We start from the raw sequence: 15,844 nt of genomic DNA on the forward strand, positions 1-15,844 counted from the left end.
AAAGATCTTCCAGCTGTTTATTTCGGTGGGTAGTTGGCGAGAATTCGCCCGACCGTTTCACGTATCGCCGTGCTGCGATCCGACGGATTCGTTGTGCGGCTGAGTATCTGCTCGTCACTGCCGCGCCACACCAGTTTGCCGTCCTTGCCGTCGAGCAGGTCGATCTGGATGATCGCCACTTTGTAGCTGACGTTACGGGTTTCGTTGTACATCGGCCCACCCCAGTAGCCGTTCCATGGATTACCCCAACCGCCGCCGCCGTAGTTAGTGGTGACTTGTTGCTGGCGTTGTTCCACGATCAGATAGGTCTGCACGCTCAAATCGCCCTTTTTGCCATCGGCGGACGGACGCAGGCCACGCTGATCCAGCTGATCGGTCACCGATTGGCGGATGCGTTGTTCAGTCAGGTCGCTCTTGATCCGTGGGTCATCGGGGCGATATTGCAGGGCGGGTTCTTTCCAGCTCCAGCTGCGATAGGCGGCGAAGTCGCGGCTGGCATCGAAGTCATGATTGACCTGGCTGCCGGCGCAGGCACTGAGCAGCACGGCCACAGCCAGTAAAGCGAGACGGCGGAACATGATATTTCTCCGGTTGAAGACATGAACCTGCGTAATGCTTCTTAACTACAGAAGCTAACTAGGAGGATACGCCGACATCGCCTTTTCTACAGCCTCCCGTATCGCATCGGCACGCTCGCTCTGGCTGCCGCGATTGCTGGTTTCGGCGCTGGCACTCCACACCGGTTGACCGCTCTGGGCGTCAAACAAATCAACCCGCACCACCACGACCTGTTCCTGATAAGTCCGAACGATCGGCACGGTGTTGTACATGCCGTAACCGCTGCCGTAGCGGTTGTAACCGCCATAGCCGCCGCCGTAATAACCATAGTCATCCCGAACCTGACGCAGGCGGGTTTCCAGGTGCAGTTCGGCGCTGACAAACAGGTCGGCCGGGCGGTTATCGTGCAGCGGGCGCAAGCCACGTTGATCGAGGGCATTGCTGACGGCTTCGGCGACCTGCGCCGAATCCGCCCAGGCGCTGCCCGGCGGCAGGCGCCCGTTGAGCCAGGCCCAACTGCGGTAGTGCCCGTAGTCGCGCGGCGGTGCCGGGTAGGCGCTGCGGTCAACGGTGTTGGCCGCCTGAGGCGGCGCGGGTGGCAAGGGGTTGGATGACGCCACATAAGGGTTGCTGCCCTGACAAGCAGCCAACCCGAGACAGATCATCAATAACCCCGAACGACTGTTCATTTCACGCTCCGATCAGACCGGCCGACAGATCCAGTGCAAGTAACGCCCAAGCCCGGCAAAGCTTGGGTGACGACGGTGAGCCAGTTCCATTTCCAGCAAGTCCACCAGTTCGGCGCGGGCCTGGAATTCCACCGGCATGTAATCGTGAAAAACCCGCACCCCGCTCTGGGTTTCGACCTGCCACAGGCCTTCAAGTTGCGCCGCCAGTTCGCGCGGATCAAGGGGCTGCTGCGGAGTGAGGCTTTGCTTTTCGCCGGCCATGTCGTTCTTGCGCATCTTGCGGAAATGGCCTTTGAGCAGGTTGCGATAGATCAACGCATCGCGGTTGTAGAAGGCCAGGGACAACCAGCCATCCTGCTTGGTCAACTGATGCAGGACCGGCAGGATCGCGTGGGGTTCGGCCAGCCATTCCAGTACGGCGTGACACAGCACCAGGTCGTAGGGTTCGGTGAGTTGGCCGAGCAGATCCTGCCACGGCGCCTGAATGAACGTCGCTGTTTGCCCGGCGTCGGCAAAGCGCTGGCGGGCGCCTTCGAGCATCGGCTCGGCGGGCTCGGCCAGTGTGACCTCATGACCACGTTGGGCGAGCCACAACGACATGTGGCCCAGGCCGGCGCCGATATCCAGTACGCGCAACGGTCGGTCCGGCAAGGTTTCGGCCAGGTCGGCCTGAAGCACCGCCAGACGGATCGCGCCTTTGGCACCACCGTAGATTTTTTCGGCGAAGCGGGTCGCCAGTTGATCGAAATGACGGTCGCTCATCAGCTGAACCTCCGTTCGCTGTCCGCGAGTTTGCTGCGCACCACTTCATTCATGTCCAACCCCAACTCGCTGCACAACAGCAGTAGATAGAGCACGATGTCACCGATTTCCTGCCCGGCATGGGCCAGTGTGTCCGCCGGCAACTGGCGCGACTGGTCTTCGGTCAGCCACTGGAAAATCTCCACCAGCTCGGACATTTCCACGCTCGCGGCCATGGCCAGGTTTTTCGGGCTGTGAAATTGCCGCCAGTCATTGCGGTCACGGATGGCGTGCAGGCGTTCGGTCAGTTCAACAAGGTTCATCGGGCTCTCCTGAAGGCGTATAGCTTCGGGGGGATGACGGGGGAAGGCAAGCGTCTCGGTGCGGCGTGGATCTTTGCACCATAATCAAAAGATCGCAGCCTGCGGCAGCTCCTACGGGAACTCGGCACCCTGCTCGATAGCCCAAGGCTCAAGTCCGGCAACCACGCCACCACTTTCATCAAGGACGCTCACGACATGCAGGTAGAAAGTTTTTTCGAATGGCTCGGCCAGGCACTCGGTTCGGTTATCCGTTTCATCGTTGACGGCCTCAGTGGCTTGTTCAATCTGTTGAGCCACGCCGGCAGCAACTTTGTCGAAGGGCTGTCCCGTGCGCTGGGCATGGACACGTCGATCATCAGCATCATTGCGCTGATTTTGGGGTTGATGCTGTTGTGGTCGGCGATTCGGGCGTTCATGAATGCGTCGATCATCATGGGGATTATCTGGTTGCTGCTGGGGTTGTGGTTGTTGAGCTGGATAATCCACTAACAACCTGCCCCCCCTGTGGGAGCGGCGATGCTTTATAGATTGTGCTCACCTCCCGCTACAATGCCGCTCCCCCAAGGAGCCTGCATGTCCAACCTGATCGCCGACTGGCGCGACCGCCCTACCCATCGTCGAGTCTGGGCGCTCTCCGCGCCGATGATTCTCTCGAACATTTCCGTACCGCTGGTGGCGCTGGTCGACAGCACCGTCATCGGCCACTTGCCCCACGCCCATCAGTTGGGCGCCGTCGCGGTCGGGGCCAGCCTGTATACCTTTCTCGCCTGGGCCATGGGTTTTCTGCGCATGGGCACCACGGGGTTCGCAGCACAGGCCGCCGGGCGTGGGGACGGCGCGGCATTGCGGCAGATCTTGCTGCAGGGTCTGTTGCTGGCAATGGGCCTGGCCATTGTCCTGGGAGCACTGGGTGTACCGTTGAGCGGGATTGCGCTGCATTTCATGCAGCCGTCGGCGGAGCTGGATCAGCTGACCCGCGAGTTTTTCCACACACGCCTGTTCGGTCTGCCGGCAGCGCTGGCCAGTTATGCGCTGGTCGGCTGGTTCCTCGGCACTCAAAACGCCCGGGCGCCGCTGGCTATTCTGCTGAGCACTAACCTTGTGAACATCGCGCTTAACCTGTGGTTCGTTCTCGGGCTGGAATGGGGGGTGGTCGGCGCGGCTCGAGCATCGGTGATCGCCGAATGGACCGGCGCGCTGATCGGCCTGCTGATGACCCGCAACGCCCTGCGCGCCTATCCCGGTCACATCGCCTGGGCCGCGCTGGCGTTGTGGCAGAGCTGGCGGCCGCTATTGGCGGTCAACCGCGACATTTTCATCCGCAGCCTGGCGCTGCAATCGGTGTTTTTTCTGATCACCGTACAAGGCGCACGACTGGGTGATGCCACCGTCGCCGCCAACGCGCTGCTGCTCAATGGTTTGCTGCTGACCGCCCATGCGCTGGACGGCCTGGCGCACGCGGTGGAGGCCCTTTGTGGGCATGCCATTGGTGCTCGCGATCGAGAGGCCCTGCGCCGCTCATTGGTGGTGGCTTGCGGCTGGTCGTTGCTGGCGAGTCTGGGCTTTGCCGTGCTGTTCCTGTTCGCCGGGCATCTGTTTATCGAGATGCAGACCAACATTCAGAGCGTGCGCGACACGGCGTTCATTTACCTGCCCTACCTCGCCGCGCTGCCGCTGATCGCGGTGGGGAGTTACCTGCTCGACGGGTTGTTTATCGGCGCCACCCGTGCCCGGGAAATGCGCAACGGCATGCTGCTGACGGTGATTTTGTTGCTGCCGTTCGCTTGGGCGCTGCAAGGTTTGGGCAACCATGGACTGTGGATAACTTTTCTATTGTTCATGTTGCTGCGCAGCCTGACTCTCGGCACGTTCGCCTGGTATCTGCACAAAAACGACGGCTGGTTCGCAGGCAAAGCTCACTGAGTCGGCGTGGCTTTGACGAAGGCCGTGACCACATCCAGCACCGGAGCCAAACCGCGCATTGGCCGGGACAGCGTCGCCACCAGCGTGGCGTGGCTGGTGCGCGAGAAATACAGGTCCTGCACCGGCACGCTCGCCTCGCGCAGTTTGCGTGCCAGACCACCGGTGTTGCGGGCCGGGTTGACCAGCTCATCATCGCTCGCAGCGATCAACAAGGCCGGCGGCGCGCCACGACTGACATGGTTGATCGGCTGCGACCGGGGTGGTGAATCCGGCCAGAAAAACACCGGGCGCACCTGCGGATTCTTGATCGGCAGAAAATCATAAGGCCCGGCCAGGCCGATCCAGCCGCTGAGGTTGTGCGGCGACAGGCCCACCGCCCCCAGTAACCCGGGGTCCAGCGCCAGCATAGCGACGTTGTAAGCCCCGGAACTGTGGCCCATCAGGTACAACCGCTGCGGGTTCCCGGAATATTGACCAATGTGCTCATGGGTCCAGGCCACGGCCCGGGCGCCATCTTCAAGGAACAGCGGATAACGCACCTGCGGATACAACCGATAGTCCGCCAGCACCGCAATAATTCCCCGGGACGCCAAGGCCTCGCCGACAAAAGCGTAATCGCTGCGTGAACCGCTGTTCCAGCTGCCGCCGTAGAAAAACACCACCACCGGGGCGTTTTCCATGGGATGGCGCGGTGCATACACATCGAGTTTTTGCCGCGGGTCAGGACCGTAGGCAATGCCCTCGGTCTTGTCGTAGGTTGCGTCGGGAGTCAGCGCATTGAGCAACTTCAGCGGCGAGCACGCCGTCATCACGGCCAGCAATACGCCGCCGACTATCAGGCTGAACAACCGCTGTGTGGTGCTCGCCATAGATGTTGAACCTCGTGTTCAGGGTTGATCGTTCTGCCACAGGTTGCGCAGGCTATCGAGACGCTCCTGCTGGGTGAGTCCCGGCAATGCGTGCCCAGGCAAAGCGCCGGGGTACTGCAAGCGTAGCCATAACCAGTCATCGAGTACCGGGCGCTCGGTAAAATCCAGCGCCAGCCCTTCCTGCACGAGGGACCACAGCGTGTTGTAGTCAGTCCCTGTAGATCGACTCCAGTGCCAGGCATGTTGCTCCAGCAGGCAGGTTTGCAGTTTTTCCTGCTGACGAGGACTGAGGTTTTCTTCAACTGCCAAAGGGCTGACGGCAAGCCCCGGATTGACCAACTGCTGCCAGCCCTGACTGCCGATCGCGCGGTCGGCCCACGTCCCGCCGAACCAGCGCAATTGGCTGAAAGGACCCAGCCAGCGACTCAGCTCCTGCGCATCGCAGGCATCGAACAAGTAACTGGCCGTTTGCGGGTTGTAGTAACTCAACAAGGCTCGATGATGCAGACCGAACGTGACCGTGAGCATGCGGCGCAAATGCTCCAGCAACAGAGGCGACGACACCTCGCTGGCCATCAGCAAGCCGCGCCAGAGGGGCACTTCGCTGTCACATAACCCGACCAGCGCAGGGCATGTCCGAAGGTCGATCAGGGCCGGGCCGTGTTCACGCAACGCATGCCACTCAGTACCTTCGAACAACCAGAACCACTGGGCATGCGCAAACTTCTGTTGCAGCATCGCCCCCGCCTGTGGCGCACCCGGTACATCCAGCAATAGCCATTGCGGGGTCGCGGCGATCATGCCGCACCGCTCTGGCCAAACTGCATCGCTGCCCGGCAGGTGCAGAGGGCCTGCGTGCAATGGCTGAAACTGCCACCACCGGGCAGCAGACATAGCAACATCAATGGCTCGCTCGATTGCAGAAACTCCAGCAAGCCCTCGACGTCATCTGTCGCGGATGTGCGCGGTGCGCCGACCTCCTCAGCGCCTTCAACGGACGAAGGGGCGTGAAGAAACCCGGTAATCAGCGGCTGATCCGGATCCCCCTCGATAAAGCTCACCACTACCTCAGCCCCCTCACTCAACTGCGTGACTGCCGCGTCGCCCAGTACAGCGGCCAACGGCAACCAACAGTGGCTGGGTGCCGCGCCCTCACCCTGATAGAGCCAGTCAAATTGCACGGCAACCGGTCTGGACGGATCGGGGCGTGACTCATCAATGTCGACCACCCAGGCCCGTTGCAGGCTGTGCATTCTGGGTTTCACAGCAGAATGAGGTGACACAAATGGCACCTCCCCGTGAATCGCGCGGATCTGGTTGCTGTAGGACGCCGTTAAATCCTGGCTGCCCTGATGCTCCACATGGGTCAGCAGCCAGAGATGATTCCAGTCGGCAATCGGATGGCCGGACAGCGACATCAACTGACCGCTGCGCAGCGCCGTCAAGTCCGTCCGACCTTCGGCAATTGGCGCGGTTCGTTGCCCAGCGCACCCCAGAAGCTTGAACTGACGCACGGCCGATTGCTCACTATTTACATTGAAGACCGCGCGCTCACCGAATCGAAAGTGCCCCTGACCATCACCGAAAACCACGCAATGCCCGCGCTCGCCGTGTTCGAAATGGTAGTGAAGCCGTTCCTGGGCACACAGACGCTGGATAAATTGCAGGTCTGATTCTCGGTACTGCGTACAGAAATCACGGGGCGGGTAATCGCCACTCAGCTCAAAGCGCCGACTCTTGCCGGCAATACCGTGCTCCTTGAGCACCTGACTGAGGATTTGCGGCACCGAGCGCGCGCTGAAAATTCGCTGGCTAAAGCGCAGGGAAAGGCACGCCAGCTTCGGCCCCAGACGTACGCGGCAGAGCCTGACAGCCGGGTCATGATCACGCTGGACGAGTTCATGCAATTGTCCGTGAAAGCCGTTTCCCGCAGGCCCGACATGCAGAAAGGCCGGACGGTACAGCAGGCTTGCAAGGTCGAGTGTCGGGTCATCGATCAGCAGATCCATGTCGAACATAAAAGGCTCGCTGATGGCTTCACTACCGGTAAACGCCAAGACCTCAAAGGGGTCGGGCAGACCCTCTACATCCAGACGAAATGACGGCTCGTTGACTGGATCGAACATCGGCGATTCTCTACAGGAGGGGCGGCCGGGGATTCTCTCCGAGAGAGTTGGCCGAGTAGAGTGCCGAAGTACAACTTAGGAAATGACCTACGCGAAAAGAAGACCACATCACTTGGATGGCCAAGAATGTAAGTCATTTCGCTTGAAATCAGAGAGGCATCCCACCAAGTCATCTGAAATTTCCGCTACGTGCGGAACATTTTCAGACAACTTGATGGGAGCGGTGCCTTACCTCAAGAAGACAGGTAAGAGGAACGGGTCAGACCAAGACGCAGCGCGTCGAGGAACTGGGTACGCTCGGCGGCGGTGATGCGGGCACTGGCGCATTTGTCGCGGTAGTGGGTCATCAACTCTTCCGGCGACAAGTGCACGTAGCGCAGCATGTCTTCGATGGTGTCGTGGGTTTCGATACCTGCGTGGTACACGCTGCCGTCAGCGTTCTGGTAGATGTTCACCGAGTCGGTGTCACCGAACAGGTTGTGCATGTCGCCGAGAATTTCCTGGTAGGCGCCGACCAGGAAGATACCCAGCAGGTAGTCTTCACCGTCGTTCAAACCGTGAACCGGCAGGCTGGTTTCGATGCTCTGCTCGTCGACGTATTGCTTGATCTTGCCGTCGGAGTCGCAAGTCAGATCTTGCAGTACGGCACGGCGCAGCGGCTCTTCGTCGAGACGGTGCAGCGGCAGGATCGGCAGGACCTGGCCGATGGCCCAGGTGTCCGGCAGGCTCTGGAATACCGAGAAGTTGCAGATGTACTTGTCGGCCAGCTTGTCGTTGAGTTCGTCGAGCACCTGACGGTGCGAACGCTGACGAGCCTTCAACGAGTTGTGCAGGCGACGGCACACCGCGAAGTAGCATTGCTCGGCCAGGGCTTTCTCGGCCAGGGTCAGCTTGCCATCGGCGTACTGGGTCGCAATGTCGCTCATGTAGTGAGTGGCGCGCCAGTAGGTTTCGGTGACCATCTCGATGTCGGTCGGACCCAGCAGGTCAACCAGCCACTGCACGGTTTCCGGCAGTTCTTCCTTGTTGTCGATCTGCGGCACGTCGTCGTTGTGTTTCTCGACGTCGGTCACTTGCACCACCAGCATCGCGTGGTGAGCGGTCAGGGAACGGCCGCTTTCGGAGAAGATGTTCGGGTGCGGCAGGTTCTGCGCGTCGCAGAATTCCTTGAGCATCCCGACCACGACACCGGCGTAATCGTCCATGTCGTAGTTGATCGAGCTGGCGTTACGCGAGTGCGTACCGTCGTAGTCCACGCCCAAACCGCCGCCGACATCGATGTGATCCACCGGCAGGCCAAGGTTGCGCAGTTCGCCGTAGTAACGAATCGCTTCCTTGAAGCCGTGCTGGTAGTCCGCCAGGTTGGCGATCTGCGAGCCCATGTGGAAGTGCAACAAGCGAATGCCCTGATCCAGGCCAGCCGCGCGGAAACGCTCGACCACCGACAGCAGTTGCGCCGCCGACAGACCGAACTTGGATTTCTCGCCACCGGTGTCAGCCCATTTGCTCGACGCCAGGGATGACAGACGCACGCGCAGGCCAACCTGAGGTTTGACCTTGAGCGAGGCGGCTTCTTCGATCACCAACCCGACTTCGGATTCTTTCTCGATCACGATGAACACGTTGTGGCCGAGCTTCTGGCCCATCAGCGCCAGACGAATGAATTCGCGATCCTTGTAACCGTTGCAGACGATGGTGCCGCCCTTCGGCGCCAGGGCCAGCACGGCCAGCAGCTCAGGCTTGGAGCCGGCTTCAAGACCAATGGACACGTCTTGGGTCGCGATGATGTTCTCGATCACCGCTTCTTGCTGGTTCACCTTGATCGGGTACAGCGCGGTGTACTTGCTCTGGTATTCCAGGCGCTCGATGTTGGCGTCGAAGGCGCCGGTCAGCTGACGCACGCGGTCTTGCAGAATGTCAGGGAAACGCACCAGCAACGGCAAGGACAGGCCGCTTTTACGCAGCTGGTCGACTTGCTCGAACAGGTCGATAGGCGAACTGGCCGGACCGTTCGGACGAACTTCGACGCGACCGGCGTCATTGATCGCGAAGTACCCGGCCCCCCAATGGCGAATCCCGTAAACACTGCGGCTGTCCGCAACTGTCCATTGGCTGCCATCGTCTTTGCGTGTGCGTCGTACGGACATTGAAGTCCCCTATAAAGAAGTCATAGAGCGTCGCCTGGGTTCAGGCCGGCGCAGTCTAAAGAATGAAAATGACGGTTCGTCAACGAGGGGATAGACCTCGCTGACCGCAGTGAGTTTAGAAACCGGTCAGAACAGGCTCTGTGAAAACCATGTAGACGACGCCAGACCTGCTGTCAGGACTGGATCAAGCCGAGGGTGGTTTTCACAGAGGCTGCTAGCCGCCGGACTTCTTCGCTTTGAAACCGTGTTTGATCAGCTCGGCCAAGAGTAGCTCGACATGATCGCCCTGGATTTCAATGATTCCGTCTTTCAATGCACCACCGGTCCCGCAACGTTTCTTCAACGTGGTCGCCAGGTCCTTGAGTGCGTCTTCGGCCAACGGCACGCCGGTGATGGTGGTCACCGTCTTGCCGCCACGGCCCTTGCTTTCGCGACGCACGCGAGCGATGCCGTCGCCGGCCGGGATAACGGTCTGTTTGCAGATGCAGGCATCCACCGGTTGACTGCAATCCGGGCAATGACGACCTGCGTCGGTGGAAAATACCAGGCCACCAAGGGCGGCGAAGGATGCGGCTTTTTTGGCCACCGGCAATCCTCTTGGGAGGACAAAGACTGGTCGCGGCAACTTGGGCAAGTGCCATCGACCGCGAAGCCCCACTCAGGCAGGGGCAGCGCTACTGAAACGGTACAACTCTGTGTATGCGTGTAGGAGCTGTCGAGTGCAACGAGGCTGCGATCTTTTGATTTTGATTCAACGGTAAAATCAAAAGATCGCAGCCTCGTTGCACTCGACAGCTCCTACAAGGTCGCGCAGTGTAACGGCAAAAAGCCGACTTGCTAAGAGCCAATCGGCGCCAATTTATGCCTCTTTTGCGATGTCCGACCCACGGGCCCGAAGATACCGCTTCAACGCGGCCAGAGAGTCCGGGCAATAAGGCTTTTGCTGGATTTCCAGCAGGACCTGGTCGACGGGGATGAAGCGCGCTTCAAGGACTTCTTCGGGTTGCAGGATCAATGGACCGTCCCACACCGCCGAAAACGCCGAACACCAGAGCCGATTACCGGTGTCTTCGAAGAAAAAGTGATCATGGGCAGTCAGTTCCACACCGCTCACGCCCAGCTCTTCTTCCAGCTCGCGGGCAGCCGATTCGGCGTAGGTTTCGCTAGCGAGCACCACCCCCCCCGCCGCCACATCCCAGAAACCTGGATAAATGGCTTTGCTCAGCGTGCGTCGATGCACGCAGAGTTCACCGGCGCAATTGAACAGCATGATGTAAGTGCCGCGCCCGATCAGCCCGCGTTCACGCAGGTCGGAGCGGACCAGGGCGCCGAGCAGGTTGTCCTGCTCGTCGACCCAGGCGATCTGTTCGGCATCCGAGGCCGCGCGGTGCGCGACCTCTCTGGCGCTATCGACCATGACTTAGCCCTGATTGAGCAATTGACGCAAATCGATCACTGCGGCGTTGGCCCGGGAGATGTAGTTGGCCATGACCAGCGAATGGTTGGCCAGCACCCCGAAGCCGCTGCCATTAAGGATCATAGGACTCCAGACCGGTTCCTGCGAGGCTTCCAGTTCACGAATGATCTGACGCACGCTGACCGTGGCGTTCTTCTTGGCCAGAACATCGGCGAAGTCGACTTCGATGGCGCGCAGCAAGTGAGACAAGGCCCAGGCCTGACCGCGAGCTTCATAGAACACGTTATCGATTTGCATCCACGGGGTCTCGACGATCTCTTCGTCGACCTGCGGCACCTGACCCGGAGCCAGGACTTCGGTTTTCAGCGCGGTGTTGAGCTTGACCCGGCCTACGCTGGCCGACAGCCGTTGCGACAGCGAGCCCAAACGAGTACCGACATCGCCCAGCCAGTTGTTCAGGTTGTCGGCGCGAGCATAGAACAGCGCGCTTTTCTGACTCGGGTCGGACAGCCGCGCCTGATAACGGCTCAGGGAGTTGATGCCTTCCTGGTATTCGGACTCACTGGAGGGCAGCACCCAGCTCTTGTTGTCGAAGTTGAAGCGCGGCTCGGCCTTGGCCAGGTCAGCATCTTCGGTGGACTGCGACTGCGAACGGGCGAAGTCTTTACGCATGGCACGACTCAGGTCGCGGACCTGGACCAGCACGCCATATTCCCAGCTCGGCGTGTTGTCCATCCACAGGCCCGGCGGGAAACGGTCGTTGGAAATATAACCACCCGGTTTGCTCAGCAAAGTACCGGCGACGGTCTTGAGGGTTTCGACCGTGGTGTAGCCGATGACCATTTGCTTGCCTTCTTTCTCGGCGGCCATCTGGGCATTCTTCTGAACCGGGAACAGCGCAGGTTCCTGGCTCCAGTACCAGCCCAGCGCAATAGCCACCAACAAGTAAATGGCAATCAGAGTGGCCAGCGCCCGGCTGAACAACAGGCCACCCAAGTAACTGCGGGTGGCCGATTTCGGTTCAGCGGCACGTTCAGGCGCGCTGCCCGCGCGGTTCTTCCAGTCCAGCATGGCGATATCCTTTCAATCACTTGAGTTCATCGGTTCGACCACAACCCTATCTCATCGTGCCTCGTTTGCCGCGCATTAAATCCTGCGCAAACACCTACCCGCACAATGGCCACGATCGACGGCCACTATAAGTGAAGCACAGCGCTGAGCCTATGCGACCAGTCGGTCAGAAACTGAATAAGGTCGCTTTACAGTTAATTGATGTACGACACTCATGCGATGGAAAAGAGGTGCTAGCATAGAGCCACCAGTCGATCTCAGCATGCACCCTAACTAGTAGTCAGGATATGACCGAGCCAGAAGACCCCAGCCGTGAGCGCCTCAAGCACCACTTTGCCCAGCGGGTAATTCATCAGGCACGTCAAATTCTTGAGATATGGCAGCGCCTGCAACGCAGCGAGTGGTCCACCACCGACTTATCGGAACTGAGCGAGGCCAACCTGCGCCTGCTGCGTTTCGCCGAACGCTTCGATCAACCTGAACACACCCAACTGGCACGCCACATCGGTCAGTCGCTGGAGGCTGTCGACGCCAATCGCGGACGCCTGAGCAGCGGACTGATCACTGACCTCAATCGTTTGATGCAGCGCCTGTCGCGCACCGGTCTGCGCCACGGCGACCAACTCGAACAAACCTTCCTGCCGCCGCTGCGCAAGCCGGTCTACGTGATGCTGCAGGATTACGACCGCGCCGAGCGTCTGGCCAAGCAGCTGGAATTTTTTGGGCTCAGCGCGCAAGCCCTCGACAGCGTTGCGGCGTTCCGCTCTTCGATGGTCGAGCGCTTGCCTGCGGCGATCGTCATGGACGTGGACTTCAGTGGCGCCGGCATCGGCCTGAAACTGGCTGCCGAAGCCCAGGAAGGCCTTGATCATCAATTGCCGCTGTTGTTCTTCAGCCTGCACGAAACCGACACCCCGACCCGCCTCGCCGCCGTGCGTGCCGGTGGCCAGGAATTCCTGACCGGCACCCTCGAAGCCTCGAACCTGCTGGAGAAAATCGAAGTCCTGACCTGCGTCGCCCAGTACGAACCTTATAAAGTGCTGATCATCGACGATTCCCGCGCCCAGGCCCTGCACACCGAGCGCCTGCTCAACAGCGCCGGGATCGTCACGCGGACCTTGATCGAGCCGATCCAGGCCATGGCCGAGCTCGCGGACTTCCAGCCAGACCTGATCATCCTCGACATGTACATGCCGGCCTGCACCGGTACTGAACTGGCCAAAGTGATCCGCCACAACGACCGTTACGTCAGCGTGCCGATCATTTACCTGTCGGCCGAAGACGATCTGGACAAGCAGCTCGACGCCATGAGCGAAGGCGGCGACGACTTCCTGACCAAACCGATCAAGCCCCGACACCTGATCACCACCGTGCGCAACCGCGCGGCGCGGGCGCGCAATCTCAAGGCGCGGATGGTGCGCGACAGCCTGACCGGCTTGTACAACCACACCCACATTCTGCAATTGCTCGAAGACTGTTCGTTCCGCGCCCGTCGCGAGAACAAGCCGCTGAGCTTTGCGATGCTCGACATCGACCACTTCAAACGGGTCAACGACAGCCACGGCCACCCCATGGGCGATCGGGTGATCAAGAGCCTGGCGCTGTTTCTCAAGCAACGCTTGCGCAAAACTGATTTCATCGGCCGTTACGGCGGTGAAGAATTCGCCATCGTCATGCCGGACACCGATCTCGAATCGGCCCACAAAGTGCTCGACGAAATCCGTCGACGCTTTGCCGAGATTCACTACCCGGCTCAACCGCAGGACCTCTGGTGCACGTTCAGCGCCGGGGTGGTGGAACTGTGTGAAAACTCCGACAGCCTGATGATGGCCAGCCAGGCAGACGAAGCGCTGTACCGCGCGAAGGACGCCGGACGCAACCGCGTGCAGGCTGCGCGGACGTCAAAGCAAAGTGCCACCTTTTCATCGGAATCGACCCATCCGGTCATAACCCTGTAACACAAACGCAATAAATTCAGGCGCTTACCATTCTGCCGCTGGTAGACCCGCGATGCGCCTGAAGCTGCTGACCAATCTCAATACCCTCCTTTTAGTCGCCGTGTGTGTGGCCCTTGGAGCCACACTGTGGTGGTCACAAAAAGCCCTGGAGCGCCCGTATCTATTGATGGAGCGTTACCTGGGCTTGTCCCAGCAATTTCAAAATGAAGTCGCGCGCAACATCGAGGACTACCTCGCCAGCGGCGATGCCCTGCGCCTGAGCAGCGCCAGCCAATCCATCGACAGCCTGCAAAAGGACCTCGACGAGTTGCCGCCAGCGTTAGCCGACACCTTGCGCCCGAGCCTGTCGAACCTCGAAGAATTCAGCAAAACCGACTTGTTGGCCGCCGGCAAACTCGCGGGCGATCCACAAGCGCTGCTGCTTCAGGCCGAACGCGAACTCGGCGCCAGCCTCGATCAGCTCAGCCAATACGCCAGCGCTAACGCGGCGTATCTGACGCCGTTGCTCGCCGCCTCACAGCACTTGGGCAAGTTGTCTCTGGCCCGGGACAAACTGGTCAGCAGCGGGCGCAGCGAATTGGCCGCCGATGTCGAGCGTGAAGTCGCCAACATTCGCACTCAGGCTGAGTTGCTGGGCGCCTTGCCGCTGCTCGGTGTAGCCAGCAGCAGCGAATCCGGCACCGATGATTTCGCCGCGATGATGGGCCTGGAGAACACCGAAAAGGCCGTTGCCGAAGATGCGGGCGTCGGCCTCAAGCGTGAACTGAACAGCCTCCTCACTCGCTACCCGGCCGAACTGGCGCGCACACGTGACCAGATCCAGAAACGCACCGACCTCAGCGCCGCCACTCACCTGAAAATCGCAGCCGTGCAGCAGGCCATCGCCGGACTGGAGCCGGTGGTTCGCGCCCAGCACGGACAGATCCAAGGCGAAGTGCGGCTGATGCAAGGGGTGATGATTGGCCTGATTCTGCTGATTGCTTTGCTGATCGACACCTTGCAACGGAAACTGGCCCGGACGCTGACCAACCTCGCCCCGGCCCTTTCGACCTGGGCTGAAGGCGACTTCAGCCAGGACATTCAACTGGGTAAAACCAATCGTGAACTGCACGACATTGAAGCGTCGCTCAATCGCTTGCGCGCCTATCTGGTCGACCTGGTAGGGACCATTCGCCTCAACGCCGAGCAGGTCGCCGGTAGCAGCCGAACCCTGGCCGAGTTGAGCAATGACCTGCACAGCGGCGCCGAACATCAGGCCGGTGACACGGCGCTGATCCGCGATTCTCTCGGCGAACTGGAAGCGACCATTCAACAGGTTGCCGGCGATGCCAGCCAGGCGGCCGACGCCAGCCGCCATGCCGGGCTGGCGGTGGAGCACGGCCAGAAAGTCATCGGTTTGAGCCTCACCGGGCTGCACGCGCTGGTCGGCGAAGTGCAAGGCAACGCGCAAATGATCGAACACCTGGCCGAGGAGTCGGCAACCATTGGCGGCGTGCTGACGGTCATCCGTTCGATTGCCGACCAGACCAATCTGCTGGCCCTGAACGCCGCCATCGAAGCGGCCCGAGCCGGGGAAATGGGTCGAGGGTTTGCGGTGGTGGCCGAAGAAGTTCGTTCACTGGCACAACGCACCGCTGGCGCCACAGCAGAGATCCAGACCCTGATCGCAGGGTTGCAAACAGCCGCGCGACAATCGGTGGAAGGCATGCGCGCCCAGGTCGAACACGCCGAAGCCACTGCCAATCAGGCCCAGGCCGCCGACGGAGCGCTGGATAAAATCGTCGGCGCGATCCAGACCATTTCCGACACCGCCGTGCGCATCGCCGATGTCACCGCCCAGCAGAGCGGCGCCGTCAGCGAGATCCGTGATCACAGTGAGCGGATCCACCAATTGGGTGGGGATAACTTGCTGCGCATTGGTCAGGGGCGTGAGCAAGGGGAACATTTGTTGGTGCTGGGTGGACGACTGCATACAGCCGTCCAAGCCTTCCGCGTCTGAAAGATCGCCTTCGCGAGCAAGCT

Annotated in this window: 15 protein-coding genes; 4 read left to right on the forward strand and 11 right to left on the reverse strand. The window is 60.5% G+C overall.

Annotated features, from left to right (window positions below; all coding sequences use genetic code 11):
- Positions 1 to 17 precede the first annotated feature (17 nt).
- Genes CUN63_RS09035 through CUN63_RS09050 form a run of 4 tightly spaced genes read right to left on the reverse strand, consistent with a single transcriptional unit; the run spans position 18 to position 2,311 of the window.
- Entirely contained in the window at positions 18 to 578 is a 561-nt protein-coding gene (locus CUN63_RS09035) for a DUF4136 domain-containing protein (RefSeq protein ID WP_129438803.1), read from the reverse strand.
- 54 nt (positions 579 to 632) lie between these two features.
- On the reverse strand, positions 633 to 1,247 hold the full coding sequence (locus CUN63_RS09040; RefSeq protein WP_129438805.1) for a DUF4136 domain-containing protein: 615 nt from the start codon (positions 1,245 to 1,247) through the stop codon (positions 633 to 635).
- A gap of 12 nt (positions 1,248 to 1,259) precedes the next feature.
- Positions 1,260 to 2,009 carry a methyltransferase gene (locus CUN63_RS09045; RefSeq protein ID WP_129438807.1) on the reverse strand — a complete coding sequence of 250 codons (750 nt, stop codon included), beginning with the start codon at positions 2,007 to 2,009 and terminating at the stop codon, positions 1,260 to 1,262.
- Positions 2,009 to 2,311: a MazG-like family protein gene (locus CUN63_RS09050; protein ID WP_129438809.1), complete on the reverse strand. Its 303-nt coding sequence runs from the start codon at positions 2,309 to 2,311 to the stop codon at positions 2,009 to 2,011. Before CUN63_RS09050 ends, CUN63_RS09045 begins: the two co-directional genes overlap by 1 nt.
- Positions 2,312 to 2,506: 195 nt before the next feature.
- Here CUN63_RS09050 and CUN63_RS09055 point away from each other — a divergent pair, with 195 nt between their 5' ends.
- On the forward strand, positions 2,507 to 2,800 hold the full coding sequence (locus CUN63_RS09055) for a hypothetical protein (RefSeq protein WP_109627794.1): 294 nt from the start codon (positions 2,507 to 2,509) through the stop codon (positions 2,798 to 2,800).
- A gap of 84 nt (positions 2,801 to 2,884) precedes the next feature.
- Entirely contained in the window at positions 2,885 to 4,234 is a 1,350-nt protein-coding gene (locus CUN63_RS09060; protein WP_129438811.1) for an MATE family efflux transporter, read from the forward strand.
- On the opposite strand, the gene CUN63_RS09065 is transcribed toward CUN63_RS09060, so the two are convergent.
- The 7 genes from CUN63_RS09065 to CUN63_RS09095 form a co-directional block, all read right to left on the reverse strand.
- Positions 4,228 to 5,103: an alpha/beta hydrolase gene (locus CUN63_RS09065; RefSeq protein WP_129438813.1), complete on the reverse strand. Its 876-nt coding sequence runs from the start codon at positions 5,101 to 5,103 to the stop codon at positions 4,228 to 4,230. The genes CUN63_RS09060 and CUN63_RS09065 overlap by 7 nt on opposite strands.
- An 18-nt stretch (positions 5,104 to 5,121) precedes the next feature.
- Positions 5,122 to 5,904, reverse strand: a complete 783-nt coding sequence (locus CUN63_RS09070; RefSeq protein ID WP_129438815.1) for a DUF4123 domain-containing protein — start codon at positions 5,902 to 5,904, stop codon at positions 5,122 to 5,124.
- Complete coding sequence (locus CUN63_RS09075; protein ID WP_129438817.1) at positions 5,901 to 7,229, reverse strand: contractile injection system protein, VgrG/Pvc8 family; 1,329 nt, start codon at positions 7,227 to 7,229, stop codon at positions 5,901 to 5,903. The genes CUN63_RS09070 and CUN63_RS09075 overlap by 4 nt, the downstream gene beginning before the upstream one ends.
- 233 nt (positions 7,230 to 7,462) lie before the next feature.
- Positions 7,463 to 9,376, reverse strand: coding sequence for an arginine decarboxylase (gene speA, locus CUN63_RS09080; protein WP_129438819.1), 1,914 nt, complete (start codon positions 9,374 to 9,376; stop codon positions 7,463 to 7,465).
- Positions 9,377 to 9,590: 214 nt separating this feature from the next.
- Positions 9,591 to 9,962, reverse strand: a complete 372-nt coding sequence (locus CUN63_RS09085) for a translation initiation factor Sui1 (protein ID WP_007907444.1) — start codon at positions 9,960 to 9,962, stop codon at positions 9,591 to 9,593.
- Between the two features lie 273 nt (positions 9,963 to 10,235).
- Complete coding sequence (locus CUN63_RS09090) at positions 10,236 to 10,793, reverse strand: NUDIX hydrolase (RefSeq protein ID WP_129438820.1); 558 nt, start codon at positions 10,791 to 10,793, stop codon at positions 10,236 to 10,238.
- Between the two features lie 3 nt (positions 10,794 to 10,796).
- Positions 10,797 to 11,864 carry a DUF2333 family protein gene (locus CUN63_RS09095; RefSeq protein WP_129438822.1) on the reverse strand — a complete coding sequence of 356 codons (1,068 nt, stop codon included), beginning with the start codon at positions 11,862 to 11,864 and terminating at the stop codon, positions 10,797 to 10,799.
- Between the two features lie 287 nt (positions 11,865 to 12,151).
- Between CUN63_RS09095 and gcbA the strand changes: the two genes are divergently transcribed.
- Positions 12,152 to 13,822, forward strand: a complete 1,671-nt coding sequence (gene gcbA / locus CUN63_RS09100) for a diguanylate cyclase GcbA (RefSeq protein ID WP_129438825.1) — start codon at positions 12,152 to 12,154, stop codon at positions 13,820 to 13,822.
- Positions 13,823 to 14,777: 955 nt separating this feature from the next.
- Positions 14,778 to 15,821: a methyl-accepting chemotaxis protein gene (locus CUN63_RS32695; protein WP_371928230.1), complete on the forward strand. Its 1,044-nt coding sequence runs from the start codon at positions 14,778 to 14,780 to the stop codon at positions 15,819 to 15,821.
- Positions 15,822 to 15,844 lie beyond the last annotated feature (23 nt).

The organism is Pseudomonas sp. ACM7 (genome assembly GCF_004136015.1).
GTDB lineage: Bacteria > Pseudomonadota > Gammaproteobacteria > Pseudomonadales > Pseudomonadaceae > Aquipseudomonas > Aquipseudomonas frigoris.

Bases quoted from the DNA above. Each gene is read 5' to 3' on its own strand.
- CUN63_RS09070 (WP_129438815.1), bottom strand. From the start codon at position 5,904: ATGATCGCCGCGACCCCGCAATGGCTATTGCTGGATGTACCGGGTGCG.
- CUN63_RS09050 (WP_129438809.1), bottom strand. From the start codon at position 2,311: ATGAACCTTGTTGAACTGACCGAACGCCTGCACGCCATCCGTGACCGC.
- CUN63_RS09045 (WP_129438807.1), bottom strand. From the start codon at position 2,009: ATGAGCGACCGTCATTTCGATCAACTGGCGACCCGCTTCGCCGAAAAA.
- CUN63_RS09060 (WP_129438811.1), top strand. From the start codon at position 2,885: ATGTCCAACCTGATCGCCGACTGGCGCGACCGCCCTACCCATCGTCGA.
- CUN63_RS09055 (WP_109627794.1), top strand. From the start codon at position 2,507: ATGCAGGTAGAAAGTTTTTTCGAATGGCTCGGCCAGGCACTCGGTTCG.
- CUN63_RS09065 (WP_129438813.1), bottom strand. From the start codon at position 5,103: ATGGCGAGCACCACACAGCGGTTGTTCAGCCTGATAGTCGGCGGCGTA.
- CUN63_RS09075 (WP_129438817.1), bottom strand. From the start codon at position 7,229: ATGTTCGATCCAGTCAACGAGCCGTCATTTCGTCTGGATGTAGAGGGT.
- CUN63_RS09095 (WP_129438822.1), bottom strand. From the start codon at position 11,864: ATGCTGGACTGGAAGAACCGCGCGGGCAGCGCGCCTGAACGTGCCGCT.
- gcbA (WP_129438825.1), top strand. From the start codon at position 12,152: ATGACCGAGCCAGAAGACCCCAGCCGTGAGCGCCTCAAGCACCACTTT.
- CUN63_RS09040 (WP_129438805.1), bottom strand. From the start codon at position 1,247: ATGAACAGTCGTTCGGGGTTATTGATGATCTGTCTCGGGTTGGCTGCT.
- CUN63_RS09090 (WP_129438820.1), bottom strand. From the start codon at position 10,793: ATGGTCGATAGCGCCAGAGAGGTCGCGCACCGCGCGGCCTCGGATGCC.
- CUN63_RS09035 (WP_129438803.1), bottom strand. From the start codon at position 578: ATGTTCCGCCGTCTCGCTTTACTGGCTGTGGCCGTGCTGCTCAGTGCC.
- CUN63_RS32695 (WP_371928230.1), top strand. From the start codon at position 14,778: ATGATTGGCCTGATTCTGCTGATTGCTTTGCTGATCGACACCTTGCAA.
- speA (WP_129438819.1), bottom strand. From the start codon at position 9,376: ATGTCCGTACGACGCACACGCAAAGACGATGGCAGCCAATGGACAGTT.